This is a genomic window from Streptomyces sp. XY431 (assembly GCF_001279805.1).
Classification (GTDB): domain Bacteria; phylum Actinomycetota; class Actinomycetes; order Streptomycetales; family Streptomycetaceae; genus Kitasatospora; species Kitasatospora purpeofusca.
In genome coordinates this window covers 13,148-35,576 of the sequence record NZ_LGDO01000525.1, presented here as the reverse complement: position 1 = coordinate 35,576, position 22,429 = coordinate 13,148, and the positions used below count along the sequence as shown (strand labels likewise).

Sequence of the window (22,429 nt, the reverse complement as noted above, 5' to 3'; positions counted from 1 at the left end):
CGCGCGCCGGCCGGGACCGCCGGGCCTCGGACTGCCGGGTGCCGGACCGCCGGATGCCGGACTGCTGGGCGTCAGGCCGCCAGGGCCTTCTTCACCTGCAGCAGGCTCGGGTTGGTCATCACGACCCGCTCGCCGCCGGCGGCCGGCGTCACCAGCACGGTCGGCACGGTCTGGTTGCCGCCGTTCACCGACTCGACGAAGGACGCCGACGCCGGGTCCTCCTCGATGTTGATCTCGGTGTAACCGATGCCCTCGCGCTCCAGCTGGCTCTTGAGCCGGTTGCAGTAGCCGCACCAGGTCGTGCTGTACATCGTCACGCTGCCGGACATCGAGGGGACTCCTTCGGATAGCGAATCGGGTGGAGAGGGGCGTGCGGACGCTGACGCGCGCGCGTACCGGTACCGCGTGCGTTTCACGGCTCCGGGGGGACAACGTCCACTGCCCGGCGGTCATTCCACGGCGTCGTTCCACGGCGTCGGTGCACGGCGTCGGTCCACGTCGGTCCCGGCATTCCGGCGGGGCAGGCCGACCCGGCATAACGGCGCGCGCCCGGAGGCACACGCCCCGGGTATGCCACCACCCGCCGTCCGCGCCGCGATCATCCGGCGATCGCACCGGGCTTGTGGACAACCCTGCCCGGGATGTCCGCCCGGGCTGAGAGGATGGAACGCATGCAGGAAGACCTCTTGAGCGGCAGCCCGTTCGACGGACACCAGGACGCGCACCGGACCGGCCACCCCGCCGGCGGCGGCCCCGACGCCGTCCTCGCCGGACTCGACCCCGAGCAGCGGGCCGTCGCCACCGCCCTGCACGGTCCGGTCTGCGTCCTCGCCGGCGCCGGCACCGGCAAGACCCGGGCCATCACCCACCGCATCGCCTACGGCGTGCGCAGCGGCGTCTACCAGCCCCAGCAGGTCCTCGCCGTCACCTTCACCGCCCGCGCCGCCGGCGAGATGCGCGGCCGCCTGCGCCAGCTCGGTGCCGAAGGCGTCCAGGCCCGGACCTTCCACGCCGCCGCGCTGCGCCAGCTCCACTACTTCTGGCCCCGCGCCATCGGCGGCCCCGTCCCGCAGCTGCTCGAACGCAAGGTCCAGCTGGTCGCCGAGGCCGCGGGCCGCTGCGGCCTGCGCGTCCAGCGCACCGAGCTGCGCGACCTCACCGCCGAGATCGAATGGGCCAAGGTCACCCAGACCGGCCCCGACGACTACCCCGCGGCCGTCGCCAAGTCCGGCCGCGAGGCCCCCCGCGACCCCGCCGAGACCGCCCAGGTCTACCGCGTCTACGAGGAGACCAAGAGCCGCCGCGGGAACATCGACTTCGAGGACGTCCTGCTGCTCACCGCCGCGATCCTGGAGGACCGTCCCGACATCGCCGACCAGGTCCGCGCCCAGTACCGGCACTTCACCGTCGACGAGTACCAGGACGTCTCCCCGCTCCAGCAGCGCCTCCTCGACCAGTGGACCGGTCCCGGCGGCGGCGCCAGCCTCTGCGTCGTCGGCGACGCCAGCCAGACCATCTACTCCTTCACCGGTGCCACCCCCGACTACCTGCTCGGCTTCCGCACCCGCCACCCCGAGGCCACCGTCGTCAAGCTGGTCCGCGACTACCGCTCCACCCCCCAGGTCGTCCACCTCGCCAACGGGCTGCTCGCCCAGGCCAGGGGCGAGGCCGCCCGCCACCGCCTCGAACTCGTCTCCCAGCGCGAGGCCGGCCCCGAACCCCTCTACACCGAGTACGAGGACGAGCCCACCGAGGCCGAGACCACCGCCCGGCGGATCAAGGACCTCATCGCCGCCGGTGTGCGGGCCAGCGAGATCGCCGTCCTCTTCCGCACCAACGGCCAGTCCGAGGTCTACGAGCAGGCCCTCTCCGACCTCGGCGTCCCCTACCAGCTCAAGGGCGCCGAGCGGTTCTTCGAGCGCCCCGAGGTCCGGGACGCCGGCGTGCTGCTCCGCGGCGCGGCCCGGGCCGGCTCCGACCCCGTCACCGACGGCGCCCCCGATCTCGCGGGACAGGTCCGCGCCGTCCTCGCCGCCCGCGGCTTCACCCCCGAGCCCCCCGCCGGCTCCGGCGCCGTCCGGGACCGCTGGGAATCCCTCGCCGCGCTGGTCCGGCTCGCCGAGGAGTTCGAGCGCGGCCGCACCGCCGAGGGGCTGACCACCGACCTCGCCGCCTACGTCGCCGAACTCGACGCCCGGGCCGCCGCCCAGCACGCCCCCGCCGTCGAGGGGGTCACCCTGGCCTCCCTGCACGCCGCCAAGGGCCTCGAGTGGGATGCCGTCTTCCTCGTCGGCCTCACCGAGGGCACCCTGCCGATCATCTACGCCAAGACGGACGAGCAGGTCGAGGAGGAGCGCCGCCTCCTCTATGTCGGCGTCACCCGCGCCCGCAAGCACCTCACCCTGTCCTGGGCGCTCTCCCGCTCCCCGGGCGGCCGGGCCTCCCGCAAGCCCACCCGCTTCCTGGACGGGCTGCGCCCCGGCTCCAGCGCCCCCGGCAGCCGCCCCGCCGGGCGCGGCGGACGCGGCGGGGTCGAGGGCGGCGAGCGCTCCGCCGGGCGCCGGGTCCGCGGCCCGGTCACCTGCCGGGTCTGCGAGCGCGTCCTCACCGAGGCCGTCGAGCGCAAGCTCCGCCGCTGCGAGACCTGCCCCTCCACCATGGACGAGGCGCTCTACGAGCGGCTGCGCGAATGGCGCGCCGCTCAGGCCAGGGAGCAGGGCGCGCCCGCCTATGTCGTCTTCACCGACGCCACTCTGATGGCCATCGCCGAGGACGTCCCCGCCAACCGCCAGGAGCTGGCCGTGATCTCCGGGGTCGGGGCCATGAAGCTGGACAAATACGGGGCGGCCGTGCTCTCGTTGTGTGCGGGGGAGGAGCCCGAGGGGGATCCGGCGGACGTCATGGACGGTCAGTCGGACGAACCGGCCTGAGCCGGTCCGGGGCGATCACAGCCGGCGCCGGGGAGCGCCGAGGAGACCGTCGGGAAACTCGCCGGAAAAATAGTTTGCGCGCCGTACCGGGAGCGCAATAGCCTGCCGGAGCGGTCAAGGGGACGCGAACGCACGGGGTGAAACCTGTCGCTGTGCCCCCCTGCCCCACCAGCTTCACCGAGACAGACATCCGAACAGTTCGGAGCCCGGGAAACCAGGCTCCGCGAGACGCCGAGAGGAGGCGAAGACAGTGGACATCATGATCACCAAAATGACTGGCCAGACCGTCGACGCTGCCTCCGTGCGTGCCGCCGCCAGCCTGCGGATCACCGCTGAGCTGTGCGGAACCGGTCTGGGTCTCGACACCACCGGTGTCTCCGTTGTCCCCGCCTTCGCCGCCTCCGTTGTCAGTGGTCTTGGACACACTGGCTTCGGCAGCAATGGCGATGAGGGCGGCAGCTTCGGGGCCACCCGTGTCGAGATTGGTCTGTCCGGCGACTGGGCGTCGGTCGACGAGTCCCGCTCCCCGCGTGACGAGCGACCGACCCAGGCACCGAAGACGGCCGTAGTCGCCATGCATGGCGACTATGCGCAGGTCAGCGGTGCCGGAAACGCCCAGAAGCAGAACCAGCAGCAGATCGACCGGGCCATGGTCGTCCTCGCGGACGCCACGGCCATCCGGATGCGGGCCTTCCGCGGGCCTGAACCCTGGAGAGAACGAACCTGAGCAACCTCAGGTCGGCGCCTCCAGGGCCGCGGAACCCCGTCACACCGGGATCCGCGGCCCTTCTGTTTTGTCCGGTACGCAAGACCACCCAGGCCCTCCGGGGCCTCCGGCCCAGCCCCACCAGTCAGCTGAGCCGGACCCACTGAGAAGACGAGGAAGACGCACACAGTGTCCACGGTCATCACACCGCCCACCCCGTCCGTACCGCCGACAACCCAGATCAAGGCCGACCAGGCCGACCCCCCGGAGGTTCTCCCCATGCAGTTCACCTCGATCGACCAGGCCGAGCAGCTCGGTCTCCCCATCCCGTGCCGCGCCTTCGACCCCGAGGTCTTCTTCGCCGAGACGCCCGCCGACGTCGAGTACGCGAAGTCCCTCTGCGGCACCTGCCCGGTCAAGGACGCCTGTCTCACCGGTGCGGTCGAGCGCCGCGAGCCGTGGGGCGTCTGGGGTGGCGAGCTCTTCGTCCAGGGTGTCGTCGTGGCCCGCAAGCGGCCGCGTGGCCGCCCGCGCAAGACCGAGGTCGCGGCGTGAACCCCGCGTCCGGGGCCGAGGCCGTCCGCCGGGGAGAGCAGCCCCTGCCGGACAACTCCCTCCGCCGCTCCGTACGCCTCGCGGCCGCCAAGGCCGACGCCGCCCGCATCCGCCCCTTCCCGACGACGCACCCCGAGCAGGACCACCACATGACCGCCGCCGCCATCGATCCGACCGTCCGCGCTGAGCAGACCACCGAACTTCAGATCCAGAACAGGACCCTCGAAATGCAACTCCTCCACGAATCCCTGGCCCGGGCCCATATGCAAGAGCGCCTCCAGGAGGCCGAGCACCAACGGCTCGTCGGCCGGGTCGCCCGGGCGCACCGGCTCAAGCAGAAGGCCGAGCGTGCCTCGCTGCGGGCCCGCAAGGCCATCGCCGTCGCCCTGATGTGACATCGCCCCGAGGTCGTACCACCGAGAGGTGGCGACGACCCGAGGCGATATCGCCATGCCCGGGCAAGGCCGGCAGGTGACCGGGACGCCGGTACCCGCCCGGCCCCGCCGGACCCCCGTCGCGCCGCAGGCCGCCCCCCGACTTCGGGAGGCGGCCTGCGGCCGTTGCTGCGGTTGCCGCCGTGGCGGGCCGGTGGGGCGGCGGGTGGCTGGGCGGTCAGTCCCCGGTCGACGGGCCCCGGCGCCGCGCGGGCGCCGACCGCTTCGCCGCAGGGGCCTTCTGGGTTGCGGCCTTCGGAGCTGCGGCCTTCTGCGAGGTGCCCTTCTGGGTCGTGCCCTTCGGAGCCGCCGGCCTTGCCGTCGGACGGCTGCTCGCCGAGCCCGGCCCCGCGAACTCCGGCAGCCACTCCAGCATCTCGACCCGGAACGGCGCCTTCGCGCCCAACTGGCACAGCACCCCGATGGTGCTCAGCGTCACCCGGTGGATCAGCAGGTACGACGGCGGCAGGTTCAACTGCTTGCCCAGGTTGTACGCGGGGGAGCGCGGATCAGCGATCCGCGCCGCCTGGGCCCGCATCCACGCCCGCGTGAAGTGGAACGACTCCACCGCCGCCGGCTCGATGATCGGCACCAGATAGTCCAGCACCGCGTCCGGGTCCAGCTCGATCGAGGGCTTCACGAAGCCCTCCTCGCGCAGCATCGCCAGCACACCCGCGGCGTCCCCGGCCAGGGCCATCCGCAGGGACGCCCCGATCGGCGCCGGCAACCCGCCCGGCAACCGGTCCACCGTCCCGAAGTCCAGCACCCCCAGCCGCCAGCCCTCCACCGGGCCGTCGTCCTTCAGCAGCCGGAAGTTGCCCGGATGCGGATCCGCGTGCAGCAGGCCCGTCCGCGACGGACCGGCGAACAGGAACCGCGCCAGCAACTTCCCCGCCCGGTCCCGCTCCTCCTGCGAGCCCGAGGCGATCACCTCGGCCAGGGGCGTGCCGTCCATCCACTCCGACACCAGGACCTGGTCCGTCTGGGCCACCACCCCGGGCACCGCGATCTCCGGATCGTCCGCGAACTCCTCGGCGTGACGGCGCTGGGCCTGGGCCTCCAGCTCGTAGTCGAGCTCCTCGGCGACCCGCTCCCGCAGCTCCGTGATCAAGGGCTTGATGTCCAGACCCGGAATCAGCGGACCCAGCAGCCATGCCACCCGGCTCAGCTGCGACAGGTCCGCCAGCAGCGCGTCACCGGCTCCCGGGTACTGGACCTTGACCGCGACGGTGCGGCCGTCGTGCCACACCGCCCGGTGCACCTGGCCGATCGACGCGGCCGCCGACGGCCGGTCCTCGAACTCCAGGAACAGGCTCCGCCAGTCCGCGCCCAGCCGCTCCGCCAGCGCCGCGTGCACCTTCGCGGCCGGCATCGGCGGCGCGGCGTCCTGCAGCTTGGTCAACGCCGCCCGGTACGGTCCGGCCACCTCCTCGGGCAGCGCGGCCTCGAAGACGGACAGCACCTGTCCGAACTTCATCGCCCCGCCCTTGAGCTCGCCCAGGACCTTGAACAGCTGATCGGCGGTCGCCTGTTGCAGCTCGGCGGTCACCACCTCGGCCGACCGGCCGCCGATCCGCTTCCCCAGCCCCAGGGTGGCCCGGCCGGCTATCCCCAGCGGCAGGGCGGCGAGTCTTGCCGTGCGGGTCATTGCCTTGCGCGGAAGATCGCTCACCCGGGCCTCCAAGTCGACATGCCCCAGGCCCCCGCGGCGGGGGCCGACCGTCATACGCCATTGTGCCCGCTCGACGGTGCGGCCCCGGCCGGAATCGGCCGCCCCGCCGGGGTGGTGCCGATCGGCGTCGGGCCCGGACGGCCGGGCCCGACGACCGGGGCGGGTCAGGCGCCGACGGCCTGGGCGAAGGAGAACAGCCGGTGGGGGTCGTACTGGCGCTTCACCGCGACCAGCCGGGGATAGTTCTCCCCGTAGTAGGCGCGCCGCCAGTCCGGCAGTCCGGGATCGACGAAGTTCTGGTACGTCTCGCCGGAGGAGTGCGGGTCGAGCACCGCGAAACCGGCGTCCGCCCAGCTTCGGGCCGCCGCGACCGCCGTCTCGTCCACCGGTCCGGAGGCGATCACCGCGCCGAGGCTCGCGTTGAACAGCGCGTTCCGGTGGACGTACGCGGTGGCCGTGCGCGCCGGATCGTTGGCGGCGCCGCCGAGCGCGCTCAACTGCACCATCCGCTGCTGCCCGGCCAGCCGGTCCCGGTCCAGCAGGCCGACCGCGGCCTCCCAGACCGCGCGCGGCGGCGGGGCGTCGAACAGCCGGCCCCGGTCCACGGCGGCGGTCGGCCGGGGCAGGACGGCCGTCGGCCCGGTACCCGTCCGGTGACACTGGTCCTGGGTGTAGGAGCCGCAGCCGTAGAAGCCCATCATGACGGACAGGTACGGGGCGGTGTACCCGCTCCGGGAGGCCGGCACCGCGCCCACCAGGTCGATCAACCGGCCTGTCTGGGCATTGAGTTCGGCCTCGGTGCCGACCGAACCGATCAGCACCGAGACGAACGGGGTGGCGCCGGGCGCGGCGTCCCGCAGGCCGACCACCGCCCCGCCGCCGAGGGTCCGCGGGGCGTCGGGCAGCCAGTGCGCCCAGGCGTCCAGCACATCCACCGCGCGGTCGAAGGACCAGGTGAGGCTGGCCATGGTCAGGGTCGTCACCGGCACCGGGGTCACCGTGTAGGAGGTGACGACACCGAAGTTGCCGCCACCGCCGCCGCGCAGCGCCCAGTACAGGTCGTCGTGCTCCTCGGGCGAGGCGGTGACGGTCCGGCCGCTCGCCAGCACCACCCGGGCCGAGGTCACCTTGTCGCTGGAGATGCCGACATGGCGGGTCAGCAGGCCGATGCCGCCGCCCTGGAGGAAGCCGCCGAGGGACACGGTGGGGCAGAAGCCGCCGGAGACGGCCAGGCCGTGCGGAGCGACGGCATTGGTCACGTCGACGAGCTGGGTGCCGCCGCCGAAGGTGGCGGACCCGGGTGTCACCGCGGCGCTGTTCAGCCGGGAGACGTCGACCACCAGACCGGTGCCGGTGGACCAGCCGCCGCCGCTGTGGCCGCCGGCGCGGACGGCGATCGGCAGGTCCTGGTCCTGGGCGTAGCGGAGGCAGAGCGAGACGTCTGCCTCGTCGACGCAGTAGGCGACGGCGGCCGGTTCGACCGAGTCGAAGCGGGCCTGGCCGATCTGCTTGGCGACGCCGTAGGCCGGGTCGCCGGGGAGGACGAGCGTGCCGTGCAGACGGTCGGAGAGCCGGGACCATCGTCGTCGTCGGGCCTCGGTCGCGGTGGCGACGGCGGGCAGGGCCGGGACGGCGGCCAGCGGGACGGCCAGGGCCCCGGCGCCGATGAGCGATCTGCGAGTGATCATGTCGATACCTCTCGGTGAGGTCGTGCACGAGCGTTGCGATCGTTGCGCGGGCCACCCTCGGCATCGGCCGGGCGGCCGACGCCACAGTAGTAGCTCCAGGGCCCGGCGGTGCCCCCTTTTCCCATGTGGCTGACGAACGATCAAGACTGCTCCTATGCAGCCGGGTTGGCGCCCCTGCCTCAGTGCGGCGCGGTCGGCTGCCAGAGGCATCCGCACTCCGGGTGGCCCTTGAGGCGTAGCCGGCGGGACGTCCCGTCGACGGCCGAGAGTTCGCACCAGCCGTCCAGGCTGGGCGGGCGGCCGCCGTCCAGGAACACCTGGACGTGCAGTGCGGCCAGCCCGGCGACCGAGGTGGCGAGGGCGATGTCGCAGGCCGGTGTCGGGGCCTGTCCCGGTCCGCCCTCGGCGAGTTGGGCGAGAATCCTCGGCCAGGCGGCGTCCTGGTCCTCCCGGGTCAGGACCAGGCAGTGGCCGCAGGCCGACACCCCCGGCGCGACCAGGGGCCCGACCACTCCGAACTCCTCGACCACGCCGACGTACAGGTGCGGGACGCCGGCCCGCAGCAGCTCCCGGGCCAGGGGTGTGCCGCCGGCGAAGGCCGCGCTGCCGTCGCGGGGCGTGAGCACCACCAGATCGGGCGGCCCCGGTCTCGGACGCCGGTTGCGCCGGGCCTGGCTCCGGGCCGCGGCCCGGTCGACGGCCTCGCGGGCGGCGGTGGCACGGATCCGCCCGACGTCGGTCGGCGGGAGCCCGGCGGGGGAGCAGTCGCCCGGCGTGACCCGGCCGGAGTCGACCACGGTGACCGTGCCGATGCCGCCCGCCGCGAGGACGGCGCCCACGGCCGCCCCGATCCGGCCGGCGCCGCGGACCTCGACGGCGTACTCGGGCCGCCGGGCCAGGACGGCGGGCGCGGCACCGGGGCCCGGGTGGATCAGCGACAGCGAGGCGAGGTCCGGGCCGAGCAGCTCGCGGTGCGGCTGCGGGAAGAGGGCGAGGGCGCCGGCCGCGGCCTCGGCGTCGTCGAGCACCCCGGCCTCCTCCAGGAGGTCGAGCAGGGAGTCGGCCGGGTCGCGCCCGAAGCCGATCCGCTCGCTCTCGGCCAGGAGGGCGGGCCGGTCGCGAGTCCCGTCGACGAGGTCGAGGAACTCGCGCAGCACCTTGTCGGAGGCGTGGGCGAGCACTCCCGCGTGCTGGGGGACGGTGCCGAACTGCAGGGTGTCCGAGTCCCGCCAGCTGCGGGAGAGGGCGGGCTTGAGGGCGAGGCGCACGGTGGTCTTCCTCCCGATCGTTTCCGGACGGCCGACGGCAGCATGCCCGATCGGGGCGAGTGGGTGCGCCGGGTTGTCCACAGGTACGGGGCGATGACCGGATGATCCGTTCGCATGCCCTGTGGATAACTTGTCGTGCGGTCCGATGTCGGATTCCGGACACCTTCCGTCGGCCTTTCGTTCCCGATCGCTCCACGAAAGATTTCGGCCACGGCAGCGGACTTCTGTCAGGGGTAACGGGTAACGTCGTGTGCCATGGCAGCCGAACGGGACTCCCATCCCCCGGCGTCGCCTCGGCGTGCCCGTGCAGCGTCCGGGTCGCAAGTGGCGGCGCCGAGTACGCGTGGGCGTCCGGAGCAGCAGTGTCCGGAGCAGCAGCCGTCGCCCGCGCGGGAGCCCTTCGACCGCTCCCGGGTGGAGGTGCGGCGCAGTGCCCGTCGCAGCCGGACGGTGTCCGCGTACCGCGAGGGCGATCGCACGATCGTGCTGATCCCGGCCCGGATGTCGCACGCGGAGGAGCAGCGCTGGGTCGCGCAGATGCTGGAGAAGCTGGCGGCCCAGGAGAGTCGCCGGGTGCTCGGCGACGATGCGCTGGTGGCCCGGGCGCGGGAGCTCTCGGTGGCCTATCTGGACGGTCGGGCCCAGCCCGCCCAGGTCCGCTGGGTGACCAACCAGAACTCGCGCTGGGGTTCGTGCACCCCCAGTGAGCGGACGATCCGGCTCTCGCACCGTCTGCAGGGGATGCCGGAGTACGTGGTCGACTACGTGCTGCTGCACGAGCTGGCGCATCTGCTGGTGCCGGACCACGGTCCGGACTTCTGGGCGCTGCTGGAGGCCTATCCGCGGACGGAGCGGGCGCGCGGCTATCTGGAGGGTGTGGTGTCGGCGGCCCGGCTGCCGCACATCCCGGGGGCCCGGCACGAGGATCCGGCGGAGCCCGGCCCGGCGGAGTCCTGCGGCTGAGTCCTGCGGCTGGCTGATCCCGCCGCCGGGCGGCCGGTCCCGGACAGGACGGCAGAACACGACGGGAGGGGCGCGGGCCACAGTGGCCCGCGCCCCTCCCGTCGTGCTTGCGCCCCCGAACGCCTCAGCCGGTGAGGTCGCGCGCGCGGGCGACCAGGTCGCGCACCGAGTGGTCGGTGAGCTCCGGCAGGCGGTCGTAGTCGAACCAGCGCAGGTCCAGCGACTCCTCGCTGATCAGCGCCTGGGCGCCGGGCGGCGCCACCGCGATGTACTGGACGTCGAGGTGGGTGTTCTCCGGCCGGTCCTTGCCGGTGCAGCGGACCTGGTGGCGGTCGAGCTTGACCGGGACGGGCGCCCCGTCGCGGGTGAGCAGCGCGAGGTCCGGGATGCCGGACTCCTCGGTGGCCTCGCGCAGGGCGGCCGCGGCGAGGTCGCGGTCGCCGGGTTCGCAGTGGCCGCCCATCTGCAGCCAGCGGCCGACCTTGGGGTGCAGGGTGAGCAGCACGCGCCCGGCGGCCGGGTCGACGACGGCGGCGCTGGCGGTGATGTGGGCGGGCAGGCAGGAGCGGTACATGCCCCCGGGCTGCTCGGCGAGGTGGCGCAGGTAGTCGAGGCGGAGCCGGTCCTGCCCGGGCTCGGCGGGCCGCCAGTCGGTCAGGGCGCGGACCGCGTCGGCGTGCAGGGCGCCGCCCCGGGGGGCGTCGTCCGGCCGGGCCTCGGCGTGCTGGACGCCGTCGTGGTGGACGTCGGCGCGGTCCGTCTCGGTGGCCGTCATGCGGTGGGCTCGCCCTTCCCCTGGTCGCCGTCGGCGCCGTCGGTGTCGTCGTTCTTCGTCAGGTCGGGCTTGGCGGAGCCGGTGGCCCCGCCCGCGGCGGCCTCGCCGAGCAGCTTGTCGAGGGCGTCGAAGTCGATGCCGCCCTCCAGGTCGCCCGCGGTGCCGCGGTGCACGAAGGCGTCCGGGTCGTCGAGGTCGGCGGCGGTGGGGAGCATGTCGGGGTGCTGCCAGAGGTCGTCCCGGCCCTCGGTGCCGCGGGCGTCGGCGAGCAGCGCCCAGAGGCGGGCGGCGTCGCGCAGCCGACGGGGGCGCAGCTCGAGGCCGACGAGGGTGGCGAAGGTCTGCTCGGCGGGCCCGCCGGCCGCGCGGCGGCGGCGGACGGTCTCGCGCAGGGCGCCGGCCTGCGGCAGGTGGGGCTCGGCGGCGGCGTGCACGACGGCGTCGACCCAGCCCTCCACGAGCGCGAGGGCGGTCTCCAGGCGGGCGAGGGCGGCCTTCTGCTCGGGGGTGTCCTCGGGCTGGAGCAGACCGCCGGCGAGGGCCTCCTGAAGGGCCTCGGGGTTGCCCGGGTCGAGCTGTCCGACGAGCTCCTCCATCCGGGAGGTGTCGACCTTGATGCCCCGGGCGTAGGCCTCGACGGCGCCGAGGAGGTGGGCGCGCAGCCACGGCACGTGGGCGAACAGCCGCTGGTGGGCGGCTTCGCGCAGGGCGAGGTAGAGGCGGACCTCCTCGGCCGGCACGTTGAGGCCCTCGCCGAACTCGGCGACGTTCTGGGGCAGCAGCGCGGCCTTGCCGGCGGGGGCGAGCGGCAGGCCGACGTCGGTGGAGCCGACCACCTCGCCGGCGAGGGCGCCGAGGGCCTGGCCGATCTGGGTGCCGAACATGGCGCCGCCCATGGACCGCATCATGCCCATCAGCGGGCCTGCCATGGCCTGCATCTCCTCCGGGAGGACACCGCCCATGGCGTTGCCGACGCGTTCGGCGACGGGGTCGACGAGGTCCTTCCAGACCGGGAGGGTGGCCTCGATCCACTCGGCGCGGCTCCAGGCGACGGCGGCGGCGGCGCCGGAGGGGAAGGTGGTGACGCCGTCCAGCCACAGGTCGGCGAGGCGGACGGCCTCGACGACGGCGGAGCGTTCGGCGCCGCCGACGGAGCGGTCCTTGCTCTTGCCCTCGACGGGTTCGGCGACGACGGTCTGCCGGGCGATGTCCTTGGCGAGGTCCCAGTTCACCGGGCCGCCCTCGAAGGAGAGCATCTGGCCGAGCTGCTGGAAGGCGGCGCCGAGGTCGTTGGGGTTGAGGCCGCCGAACATCGCGGCGAAGGGGTTGTCGCCCGCGCCGGGGGCGCCGGGGCCGCCCGCTCCCGGTCCGCCGGGCATGCCGGGCAGGCCCATGCCGAACAGGGCGCCCAGCGGGTTGTTCCCGCTGAAGCCGAAGGACTGCGGACCGGCGGGCTCGTCGCCCTGGTCCTTCTTCTTCCGGTCGTCGTCGGGCTTGGCCTTGCCGTCCTCGGGCTCCTCGGGCGGAACGCCGAATCCGAAGGGAAGGTCGCTCACGGGGTCCTCGATCCGGTCGGCCGTCATACGGGTGGTGGCGGTGTTTCCTGCTGCCCGGGGCGGTCGGCGGAGCTGGGGGACTCCCCGCCGGTGGGCGGCTCCCGGACGGCTGGCCCGCGCCGGGTGCACCGCCGGGCCTCAGCCTCGGGCAGGATGGACGTACGTGACACACGTACGTACGCACATAAGCTAACCGTGGAGGATGGCCGGTGAGTTCCCCGCCTTCGGACGTTCGCTCTGGGCTGACCGGAGGAGAGGACGCCCCGGACACCACGGCGTCGCCGCCTCCAGCCTATGCCGGAAGACCGCTGACCGTGGCGGTCACGGGTGCCGCCGGGGTGCTCGGCGAACGGGTCGCGGCCCGGTTGGTGGCCTCGCCGGGGGTCCGGAAGGTCCTGGCCGTCGACGACCGGCGCGGCGAGGTGCCCGGGGTCCAGTGGCGGGTCCTGGACGTCCGGGACCCGGCCGTGGCCGAGCGGCTGGCCGGGGTGGACGTGGTGGTCCACCTCGCGATGGACCTGGGCATGGAGTCCGACCCGAGGGCGCGCAGCGCCTACAACGTGCGCGGCGCGCAGACGGTGCTGACGGCGGCCGCGGCCGCCGGGGTGCACCGGGTGGTGCTCTGCACCTCGGCGATGGTCTACGGCGCGCTGGCGGACAACGAGGTGCCGCTGGCGGAGGACTCGGAGCTGCGGGCGACCGAGGAGGCCTCGCTGGTCGGGGACCTGCTGGAGATCGAGCGGCTGGCGCGGCGCGCGCCGAGGGCGCACCCGGGGCTGCAGGTGACGGTGCTGCGGCCGGCCGTGGTGGTGGGCCCCGGGGTGGACACGGTGCTGACCCGGCACTTCGAGGCGCCGAGGCTGCTGGTGGTGGCCGGGTCCCGGCCGTGCTGGCAGTTCTGCCACGTGGACGACCTGGCGGCGGCGCTGGAGTACGCGGCGCTCGGGCTGGTCGAGGGCGAGGTGACGGTCGGCTGCGACGGCTGGCTGGAGCAGGAGGACGTGGAGCGGCTGTCGGGGATCCGGCGGATGGAGCTGCCGGCCTCGCTGGCGCTGGGGACGGCGGCGCGGCTGCACCGGCTGGGGCTGACCCCGGCGCCGGCCGGGGACCTGGCGTACACGATGTACCCGTGGGTGGTGTCGGGGAGTCGGCTGCACGAGGCGGGCTGGCGTCCGACGCACACCAACGAGGAGGTGCTGGCGGAGCTGCTGGCGCAGGTGGCGGGCAAGCACGCGGTGGCGGGCCGGCGGCTGGGCGGCAAGGAGGCGGCGACGAGCCTGGGCGCGGCGGGCGCGACGGTGGCGCTGGTGGGTACGGCGGCGCTGGTGCGGCGGGCGCGCAAGCGGCGCCGGTTCTGAGCGGCTCCGGTCCCGGGCCCCGCGGCCCGGGACCGGGACACCCGGCCGCACCCGGCCGCACCCGAACCCGTGCCCTTGAGCACGCCGTTCTCACGATGCGAAATTTTGCAATCGTGATGCGGAAGGTACTTGCCCCCGCCCGCCCGGCATGGGCAATCATGGGGGCATGTCCGAGAACCACGACCCGATCCGCCTGCTCGCCATCCGCGACACCCCGCTCTCCCTCGACGAGGTGTACGAGGCGGTGGGCGACGACGCGGCCGGCGGGACGACCGTCTTCGTCGGGACGGTCCGCGACCACGACGGCGGCAAGCACGTCTCCGCGCTGGAGTACAGCTGCCACCCGACGGCGGAGCGCGAGCTGCGCCGGGTGGCCGAGAAGGTCGTCGCCGACTTCCCGGTCCGCGCGCTGGCCGCGGTGCACCGGGTGGGCCGGCTGGGGATCACCGACAAGGCCGTGATCGTCGCCGTCTCCTGCGCGCACCGGGGCGAGGCGTTCGCCGCCGCCCGGCGGCTGATCGACGACCTCAAGCACGAGGTGCCGATCTGGAAGCACCAGGTCTTCGCCGACGGCGAGGAGGAGTGGGTGGGCGCCGGGAGCTGCTGAGCAGCCGTCCGCACAGCCTGCGCACAGCCTTCGACGGCCTGCGCAAGCATTCGCACAGTCGTCCGGGCAGCCACTCGGACACCCGTTGTGCCGCCGCGACACGCAGGCGCGCCGGTCGCTCACTCGAACGGGTGTGGGCCGCTGCGCCGGATACTCCCTGGCAGTGAGCCGATCGGCCGTGCCGTAACCCGGACGGCGCCCGCAGCGTTGTCCGTCGGGATGGTTAATCTGCTCATAGACACGACGAGCTGGGAGTACTGAGATGGCTGTGCTCGCCTGGTTGATCATTCCCTGCGTCGCCGCGGTGCTGGCCGCCGTGTGGGCGGGTTGGGCCCAGCGGGCCCCGAGAGCGACGGGGGACCCGGCCTCGCTGGCCGAGCACCAGCGGTTCATGGCCGCGATGCAACGCACCACCGCCGGCAGCGGCCCCGAGGAGCGTTCCGGCCGCTGACGCCGCCCGGCGGTCCCGACGACCCGCCGGGCGCACGGTCACCCGCGTCCCGTACTGTCGAGGCATGCCACGCCGCTCTGCGACGATGCTCGCCGCCACTCTGCTGCTCATAGCGCTGCTCTGTGCCTCGGTGCTGATGAAGGTGCCGTACACCGAGATGAGCCCGGGCCCGACGTACAACACGCTCGGGGTGCAGGAGAAGACGGGCACGCCGGTGATCACCATCACCGGCCACGAGTCGTACCCGGCGAGCGGCCACCTCAACATGACCACCGTCCAGGTCACCGGCGCCAAGTACGAGCCGAGCCTGGTCAACGCGGTGGTCGGCTGGCTGCGCGACGACGTGCTGGTGGTGCCGCACGACAACGTCTACCCGAAGGGCCAGTCCGACGCCGACGCCAAGCGGCAGAACGCCGAGGAGTTCGCGCTCTCCGAGGACCACGCCCGCACCGCCGCGCTGAGCCAGCTCGGCATCCCGATGGGCAGCGAGCTGATCGTCCAGGCGGTCACCGCCGGCGCCCCGGCGGAGGGCCGGCTGCACGCCGGGGACCAGATCGTCGCGGTCGACGGCACCCCGGTGGCCGACGCGGACGCGGTCGCCAAGGCGGTCACCAAGCACCAGCCCGGCGAGCCGGCGGTCTTCACCGTGGTGCCCCGGGTCAAGGAGGGCTCGGCCGAGCCCGGGACCCGTACCGACATCAGCGTGCCGACCGTGAAGTCCCCGGACACCGGCGCCGCGATGGTCGGCATCCGCCCGGGCCTCCGGCACACCTACCCGTTCCGGATCGACATCGGGCTCCAGGACGTCGGCGGGCCCAGCGCGGGCCTGATGTTCTCGCTCGGCATCATCGACAAGCTGACCCCCGACGACCTGACCGCCGGACGGTTCGTGGCCGGCACGGGCACCATCGACGACGCGGGCCAGGTCGGGCCGATCGGCGGCATCTCGATGAAGCTGATCGCCGCCCGGGAGGCGGGCGCCGAGTTCTTCCTCACCCCCGCGGCGAACTGCGCCGAGGCCGCCAAGAACACCCCGTCCGGGCTGCGCCTGGTCAAGGTGGAGAAGCTGGACGGCGCGCTGAAGGCGCTGGAGCAGGTCCGGTCCGGGCAGACCTCCGCGCTGCCGTCCTGCGCCTCCTAGAACCTGCGCCTCCTGGACCGGCGCCGCCCGGGCCCCGGGGCTCCCGGACGGAGCCCCGGCCGGGGAGTCGGTCAGGAGAAGGTCGCGAGCAGCGCCTCGGTGAGGCCCGGAACCAGGTCGGGGCCGGTGAGCACCTCGCGCGCGACGTCCTTGGAACGGAGCCGCAGCGCGACCTCCCGCTTACCGCCGCGAAGCACCGCCGCGGTGATCCGCACCTCCTCGCGCTTGGGGTGGTTGGCCACCCACTCGGCGAGCTGGGCGTCGTTCGCGTTGCGCGGGCGGGACTGCTCGGCGCCCGGCGGCAGCATCAGGCGCTCGACGACCAGCGCGCAGCCGACCACCGCGGCGGGCCAGGCGATGGTGCCGAGGAACTTGTCCAGCTCCATGCCGGCGGGCAGCTCGTCCTGCTCGACCGGGGTGAGGCCGGGCTGGTCGCTGTCGGCCAGGCCGAGCTGCTCGGCGATACGGGGGTCGGCCTTGCGCAGCGCGGCGCTGTCGACCAGGGCGAAGAGGCGGGCCGGGAGGTCCCAGCCGAGGGTGGCGGCGTACTCGTCGATCTCCAGCGCGGCCCGGGTCAGCGGGCTGCCGGCCGGGAGGGTGGAGACGTCGTCGGGGAGGTTGGATCCATCGGACATGCCTCAATCCTCACACGCCGGACGGTGCGCGCGCCGCGCTGCCGGGCCGGGCCGGGCGGCGGGCCGGGGGCCGGGGCGGGCCCCGGGGGAGGGCCCGCGCCGGGCGAGGTTGTCGTAACCGTCTGCTAACGGTGGGAACTCGACCAAAGACTGGTTAAGTTGCACTGACGACCGACTGACTCCAGACGACACAACTGAGGTGCCACCGTGGTATTCCAGATGCCGGAACGCTCAGGGCCGGGGTTCCGGCGCAGGGTAGGCCCGCCCTCCCGGCGGGCGCGGGTGCTCCTCCTGACCCTGGGCGTACTCGCGGTGCTCTTCCTGCTGTTCGTCATGTTCGCGGGGTTCTGGACGGACTGGCTCTGGTTCAGGTCGGTCCACTACTCCTCGGTGTTCACCACCCAGCTGTGGACCAAGATCGGCCTGTTCGCGGTGTTCGGCCTGCTGATGGCGGTGATCGTCGGCTTCAATGTGTGGCTGGCGCACCGGCTGCGGCCGCCGCTGTCGGCGATGTCGGTCGAGCAGCAGAGCCTGGACCGGTACCGCTCGGGGCTGGCGCCGTTCAAGCGCTGGGCGCTGCTCGGGGTGTCGCTGGTGATCGGGCTGGTGGCGGGTGCCGCGGCCTCGGGCCAGTGGCGGACCTGGCTGCTGTGGACGAACGGGACCTCCTTCGGCGAGAAGGACCCGCAGTTCGGCAAGGACGTCTCGTTCTACGCCTTCGACCTTCCGTTCTACGAGTTCCTGCTGGGCTTCGCGTTCAGCGCGGTGATCGTCTCGCTGCTGACCTCGGCGCTGGTGCACTACCTGTACGGGGGCCTGCGGCTGCAGGGCCCCGGCCGGCGGGCGAGCAGGGGCGCGCAGGGGCACCTGGCGGTGCTGCTGGGCGTGTTCGTGCTGCTGAAGGCGGTGGCGTACTGGCTGGACCGGTACGCGCTGGCGGTGAAGACCGGCGCCTACCGGGAGGTCTCCGGCTGGACCGGCCTGCGGTACGTGGACGCCAACGCGTTCCTCCCGGCGAAGACGATCCTGTTCTTCGTCGCGATCATCTGCGCGGTGCTGTTCTTCCTGACCCCGGTGCGGCGCACCTGGGCGCCGGCCCTGATCGGGCTGGGCCTGATGGTGCTGTCGGCGGTGCTGATCGGCGGGGTGTACCCGGCGATCGTGCAGCAGTTCCAGGTCAAGCCGAACGAGCAGGCCAAGGAGACGCCCTACATCCAGAAGAACATCGACGCGACGCGCCGGGCGTACGGGATCGCGGACAGCCAGACGACCCCGTACACCCCGAAGGGCACGACCGACGCCGAGGCGCTGAAGCCGGATGCGCAGACCATCGCGGACATCCGGCTGATCGACCCGAACGTCGTCTCGCCGACCTTCCAGTCGATCGAGCAGCAGCGGTCGTACTACGCGTTCCCGCAGACCCTGGACGTGGACCGGTACGGCAAGGACGCGAGCGCCCAGGACACCGTGATCGGCCTGCGTGAGCTGGACCTCAACGGTGTGCAGCGGAACTGGATCAACGACCACTTCAAGTACACCCACGGCTACGGCGCGGTCGTGGCCAAGGGCAACCAGGTCAACGACAAGGGCCAGCCGGTCTTCACCGAGTCCGGCCTGCCGGCGACGGGTTCGCTGGGCGACTACCAGCAGCGGATCTACTACGGCGAGAAGACCTCCACGTACTCGATCGTGGGCGGCTCCAACCAGGAGATCGACTACACCACCGACTCCGGTGAGAACAAGCAGTACAAGTACACCGGCGGCAGCGGCGTCTCGCTGGACAACCCGCTGACCCGGGCCGCGTACGCGGTCAAGTTCGCCGAGCCGCAGATCCTGTACGCGGGGGCGATCACCGACGGCGCCAAGGTGATCTACGACCGGACGCCCAAGGAGCGGGTGGAGAAGGTCGCGCCGTGGCTGTCGATCGACGCCGACCCGTACCCGGTGGTGGAGAACGGCCGGGTGGTCTGGGTGCTGGACGGCTACACCACCTCGGACGGCTACCCCTTCTCGTCGAAGACGACGCTGGGCACGGCCACCAAGGACTCGCTGACCAACCAGCGCGGTGAGCTGCTGACCGTCGCCAACCAGGTCAACTACATCCGCAACTCGGTCAAGGCCACCGTGGACGCGTACACCGGCGAGGTGACGCTGTACCAGTGGGACGAGAACGACCCGGTGCTGAAGACCTGGACGAAGGCGTTCCCGGGCACCGTGAAGCCCAAGGCGGAGATCCCGGACACGCTGATGTCGCACCTGCGGTACCCGCAGGACATGTTCAAGGTGCAGCGCGACCTGCTGGGCCAGTACCACGTGACGGACGCCGACTCGTTCTTCAACGGCAGCGACATCTGGCAGGTCCCGGTGGACCCGACCAGTGACACCAAGCAGTTCCAGCCGCCGTACTACCTGACGGTCCGGATGCCGGACCCGGCGGTCACGTCGGCGAGCTTCTCGCTGACCACCACCTTCGTGCCGCGCGGCCGGGACAACCTGGCGGCGTTCATGGCCGTCAGCGCCGACCCGGGGCCGGACTACGGCAAGCTCCGGATCCTCAAGGTGCCGGGGGACTCCAAGACGCTCGGCCCCAACCTGGTGCAGTCGCAGTTCAACTCGCGGCAGGAGGTCGCGCAGCAGATCACCCTGCTGAAGAGCGGCGGCGACTCGGAACTCGAGTACGGCAACCTGCTGACGCTGCCCGTCGGCGGCGGACTGCTGAACGTGGAGCCCGTGTACGTCCGCGGGCGGGGCGCCAAGTACCCGACGCTGCAGAAGGTGCTGGCGGTCTACGGCAACGACAACGTGGCGTTCGAGAACACGCTGGAGGAGGCGCTGCGGAAGGTGTTCGCGGGCGCGGCACCGGCGACCACGCCGACCGTACCCACCGCACCGGGGAATCCGACCACGCCCACCACCCCGACCACGCCGACGCCGGGGGTGACCCTCACGCCCGAGCTGCAGAAGGCGATCGGGGACGTGCTGAAGGCGCAGACCGACGCGGACGCCGCGGCCAAGGCCGGAGACTGGGTGGCCCTGGGCCAGGCGCAGAAGGCGCAGAGCGAGGCCGCCAAGCAGCTGGCGGCGGCCCAGCAGAAGGCGGGCATTCCGGCGACGCCGACGCCGACGGTGTCCGCCGGTGCGTCGGCCGGGGCGAGCACCGCGCCGTCACCGGCGCCGAGCGGCAGCCCCTGAGCTGTGCTGATCCCGCGCTGACCGATTTCGGCCCCACCCCGCGCCCGTGCTATGGTTCAACTACCGACGCGGGGTGGAGCAGCTCGGTAGCTCGCTGGGCTCCGCTGGGCTCATAACCCAGAGGTCGCAGGTTCAAATCCTGTCCCCGCTACTCAGTAGCAACGAAGGCCCGGAGGACTCGTCCTCCGGGCCTTCGTCGTTTGTTCGCAAGGACGGCCGGGAACGCTCCGGTACCATCGAGCGTCGCCAAGGACGACGGCTACGGGGTTTGTGAGGGGCGAGTGTCGGGAAATCGACAAAGCGCCGAAGCAATCTCGTCGGCTCAGGTCCGCCTCGCCGAAATCGGCCGGGGCAGGTGTACGCGGGTTGCGGGTGATGCGACGATGGGACACATGGGGGACGTTGCACGGCCGCTGACCGGCCGTCGGGTCGATGCGGCCCCCGTGGAGCGCCCCCGGCCCAGGGCCGGAGGACGACGCCGCGACACTCTGGGGGAGCGGGAGTCGGCATGAGGCTGATCGGCAGGAACGGGACGGGAGCAGGGCCGGCGGCAACCACCGAGGCGGACACCGAGACCTGGGCGGAGAGCCCCGAACGGCGGCCCGGCGCCCTGCCCGCGCAGCGCACCAGCGGTCTGGCCGAGCGCCGGCCCGCGGGCGGCTACGGCCCGGACTCCCTGGTGCACGTCCCGGCCGGCGGCCTCGCCGCCGCGCTCGGCGCCCACGGCGCGTCCGACGGCCAGACCGGCCCGGACGTGGAGGGCGACCCCGGCTTCGACTCGGCGAGCTTCGAGACCGCGCTCGCCGCCCGCGAGCAGGCCGCCCTGGAGGCCCGGCACCGGCGCGCCGCCGACGACGGCGACCCGGACGCGGCCGCCCGGCTCGGCACCCTGCTGCTGCGCCGCGGCGACCTGGCGGACGCCGAACCCTATCTGCGGGCCGCCGCCGCGGCGGGCCTGCGCGCGGCCGCCAACAACCTGGGCGTGCTGCTGCACCAGCGCGGCCACCGGGCCGAGGCCGCCCAGTGGTGGCGCCAGGCCGCGGTGGCCGGCAGCGCGCCGGCCGCGCACGCGCTCGGCCTGCAACTGCGCGACCAGGGCGAGGAGGAGGCGGCCGAGTACTGGCTGCACTTCGCCGCCGACCACGGCCACCCGCTGGGCGCCTACGCGCTGGGCGACCTCATGGAGCACCGCCGGGACGTCCGCGCCGAGCGCTGGTTCAAGGTGTCCGCGGACGCCGGGCACCGGGAGGGCGCCTACCGGCTGGCCCGGATGCGCGAGGCGGCGGGGGACAAGGAGACCGCCGAGGCCTGGTACCGGATCGCCGCCGCCCGCAGCCACGCCCGGGCCGCGCTGCGGCTGGGCGTGCTGCTGGAGGACCGGTCCGGCGGGGAGCCGCCGCTGCTGGACGAGGCCGCCCGCTGGTACCGGCAGTCGGCGCAGAACGGCGAGCCGAGGGCCGCGTGCGCGCTGGGCTACCTGCTGCGCGACTCCGGGGACCTCGGCGCGGCCGCCGAGTGGTGGCAGGAGGCCGCCGAGGCGGGCGACGGCAACGCCGCGAACGCGCTGGGCGCGCTGCACGCCTCGCGCGGCGCGGCCGCCGAGGCGGAGCGCTGGTACCGCAGCGCGCTGGAGGCCGGCGACCACAACGGCGCGTTCAACCTGGGGCTGCTGTGCGCCGGGGCGGGCCGCGACCAGCAGGCCGAGCAGTGGTACCGCCGGGCCGCGTACGCGGGGCACCGGGAGGCCTGCAACGCGCTGGCCGTGGTGCTGCTGCAGCGTGGCGACGAGTCGGGCGCCGAGCCGTGGTTCTCCAGGGCGGCCGAGGCCGGCAGCGTCGACGGTGCGTTCAACCTGGGCGTGCTGCACGCCGGGCGCGGCGAGCAGCGGCAGGCGCAGGAGTGGTACGCGCGGGCCGCCGCGGAGGGGCACGGCGAGGCGGCGCTGCAACTGGCGGTCGTACAGGAGCAGCGGGGCAACGCGGTCGGCGCGCTGGAGCGCTACCGGCAGGCGGCGGCGGGCGGTTCGGCGGAGGGCGCGTTCCGGCTGGCCTCGGTGCTGGACCGGCGCGGGGACGCGGACGCGGAGGCCGAGCACTGGTACGCGTCGGCGGCGGACGCGGGGCACCGGCGGGCGCAGGTCCGGATGGGGGTGCGGGCGGCCGAGCGGGGGGCGCTGGAGATCGCGGAGAGCTGGTACCGGCGGGCGGCGGAGGCGGGCAGCCGCAGTGCGGCCTTCAACCTGGGGCTGCTGCTGGCGCGGCAGGACAGCGAGGCCGAGGCGATGCTCTGGTACACCCGGGCGGCGGACGCCGGGCACGGGCGGGCGGCGCTGCGGCTGGCCCTGCTGGCGCTGCGCCGGGGGGAGCCGGTGCAGGCGGAGGGCTGGTGCCGGCGGGCCGCGGACTACGGTCCGGCGGAGGTTGCCGAGCGGGCGGGCCGGCTGCTGGGCGCGCTGCACGCGGAGCTCAGCGCGTAGCGGTTCCGGCACGGCGGTTCGG

Annotated in this window: 18 protein-coding genes and 1 tRNA gene; 12 read left to right on the top strand and 7 right to left on the bottom strand. The window is 73.7% G+C overall.

Annotated features, from left to right (window positions below; all coding sequences use genetic code 11):
- Positions 1-71: 71 nt before the first annotated feature.
- Complete coding sequence (locus ADK60_RS40440) at positions 72-329, bottom strand: mycoredoxin (protein WP_045939078.1); 258 nt, start codon at positions 327-329, stop codon at positions 72-74.
- 333 nt (positions 330-662) lie between these two features.
- Between ADK60_RS40440 and ADK60_RS40435 the strand changes: the two genes are divergently transcribed.
- From ADK60_RS40435 to ADK60_RS48275, 4 genes are all read left to right on the top strand, one after another.
- A complete protein-coding gene (locus ADK60_RS40435) occupies positions 663-2,930 on the top strand; it encodes an ATP-dependent DNA helicase UvrD2 (protein WP_079009104.1) in 2,268 nt (755 codons plus the stop codon).
- Positions 2,931-3,180: 250 nt separating this feature from the next.
- The gene (locus ADK60_RS40430; RefSeq protein WP_045939079.1) at positions 3,181-3,657 is read left to right on the top strand and encodes a hypothetical protein; all 477 of its coding nucleotides are present in this window, start codon (positions 3,181-3,183) and stop codon (positions 3,655-3,657) included.
- A 168-nt stretch (positions 3,658-3,825) separates the two neighbouring features.
- Complete coding sequence (locus tag ADK60_RS40425) at positions 3,826-4,191, top strand: WhiB family transcriptional regulator (RefSeq protein ID WP_391384974.1); 366 nt, start codon at positions 3,826-3,828, stop codon at positions 4,189-4,191.
- Entirely contained in the window at positions 4,188-4,586 is a 399-nt protein-coding gene (locus ADK60_RS48275) for a putative WhiB-interacting protein (RefSeq protein ID WP_353612671.1), read from the top strand. Before ADK60_RS40425 ends, ADK60_RS48275 begins: the two co-directional genes overlap by 4 nt.
- 217 nt (positions 4,587-4,803) lie before the next feature.
- Here the strand turns inward: ADK60_RS48275 and ADK60_RS40415 are convergent, their stop codons facing one another.
- The 3 genes from ADK60_RS40415 to ADK60_RS40405 form a co-directional block, all read right to left on the bottom strand.
- Positions 4,804-6,297, bottom strand: coding sequence for an ABC1 kinase family protein (locus ADK60_RS40415; RefSeq protein ID WP_053652010.1), 1,494 nt, complete (start codon positions 6,295-6,297; stop codon positions 4,804-4,806).
- Positions 6,298-6,461: 164 nt separating this feature from the next.
- A complete protein-coding gene (locus ADK60_RS40410; protein WP_053652008.1) occupies positions 6,462-7,985 on the bottom strand; it encodes an FAD-binding oxidoreductase in 1,524 nt (507 codons plus the stop codon).
- Positions 7,986-8,164: 179 nt separating this feature from the next.
- Positions 8,165-9,253: a ThiF family adenylyltransferase gene (locus ADK60_RS40405; protein WP_053652006.1), complete on the bottom strand. Its 1,089-nt coding sequence runs from the start codon at positions 9,251-9,253 to the stop codon at positions 8,165-8,167.
- A gap of 255 nt (positions 9,254-9,508) precedes the next feature.
- On the opposite strand from ADK60_RS40405, the gene ADK60_RS40400 reads away from it, so the two are divergent.
- The gene (locus ADK60_RS40400) at positions 9,509-10,216 is read left to right on the top strand and encodes a M48 family metallopeptidase (protein WP_079009112.1); all 708 of its coding nucleotides are present in this window, start codon (positions 9,509-9,511) and stop codon (positions 10,214-10,216) included.
- Between the two features lie 124 nt (positions 10,217-10,340).
- Here the strand turns inward: ADK60_RS40400 and ADK60_RS40395 are convergent, their stop codons facing one another.
- A complete protein-coding gene (locus ADK60_RS40395; RefSeq protein WP_053652004.1) occupies positions 10,341-10,991 on the bottom strand; it encodes an NUDIX hydrolase in 651 nt (216 codons plus the stop codon).
- A complete protein-coding gene (locus ADK60_RS40390; RefSeq protein WP_053652048.1) occupies positions 10,988-12,547 on the bottom strand; it encodes a zinc-dependent metalloprotease in 1,560 nt (519 codons plus the stop codon). The genes ADK60_RS40395 and ADK60_RS40390 overlap by 4 nt, the downstream gene beginning before the upstream one ends.
- A gap of 209 nt (positions 12,548-12,756) precedes the next feature.
- Between ADK60_RS40390 and ADK60_RS40385 the strand changes: the two genes are divergently transcribed.
- The 4 genes from ADK60_RS40385 (at position 12,757) to ADK60_RS40370 (ending at position 16,104) form a co-directional block, all read left to right on the top strand.
- A complete protein-coding gene (locus ADK60_RS40385) occupies positions 12,757-13,905 on the top strand; it encodes an NAD-dependent epimerase/dehydratase family protein (protein ID WP_030392910.1) in 1,149 nt (382 codons plus the stop codon).
- Between the two features lie 166 nt (positions 13,906-14,071).
- The gene (locus ADK60_RS40380) at positions 14,072-14,512 is read left to right on the top strand and encodes a molybdenum cofactor biosynthesis protein MoaE (protein ID WP_233290175.1); all 441 of its coding nucleotides are present in this window, start codon (positions 14,072-14,074) and stop codon (positions 14,510-14,512) included.
- Between the two features lie 262 nt (positions 14,513-14,774).
- On the top strand, positions 14,775-14,963 hold the full coding sequence (locus tag ADK60_RS40375) for a hypothetical protein (protein WP_045939084.1): 189 nt from the start codon (positions 14,775-14,777) through the stop codon (positions 14,961-14,963).
- Between the two features lie 64 nt (positions 14,964-15,027).
- A complete protein-coding gene (locus tag ADK60_RS40370; RefSeq protein WP_078896332.1) occupies positions 15,028-16,104 on the top strand; it encodes a YlbL family protein in 1,077 nt (358 codons plus the stop codon).
- 71 nt (positions 16,105-16,175) lie between these two features.
- On the opposite strand, the gene ADK60_RS40365 is transcribed toward ADK60_RS40370, so the two are convergent.
- On the bottom strand, positions 16,176-16,739 hold the full coding sequence (locus ADK60_RS40365; protein WP_030392906.1) for a PPA1309 family protein: 564 nt from the start codon (positions 16,737-16,739) through the stop codon (positions 16,176-16,178).
- Positions 16,740-16,958: 219 nt separating this feature from the next.
- Here ADK60_RS40365 and ADK60_RS40360 point away from each other — a divergent pair, with 219 nt between their 5' ends.
- The 3 genes from ADK60_RS40360 to ADK60_RS40350 all read left to right on the top strand — a co-directional run bounded on the left by ADK60_RS40360 (position 16,959) and on the right by ADK60_RS40350 (position 22,407).
- Entirely contained in the window at positions 16,959-19,931 is a 2,973-nt protein-coding gene (locus ADK60_RS40360; RefSeq protein ID WP_079009101.1) for a UPF0182 family membrane protein, read from the top strand.
- A gap of 67 nt (positions 19,932-19,998) precedes the next feature.
- Positions 19,999-20,082 (top strand) — tRNA-OTHER (locus tag ADK60_RS40355).
- A gap of 357 nt (positions 20,083-20,439) precedes the next feature.
- The gene (locus ADK60_RS40350; RefSeq protein ID WP_079009100.1) at positions 20,440-22,407 is read left to right on the top strand and encodes a tetratricopeptide repeat protein; all 1,968 of its coding nucleotides are present in this window, start codon (positions 20,440-20,442) and stop codon (positions 22,405-22,407) included.
- Positions 22,408-22,429 lie beyond the last annotated feature (22 nt).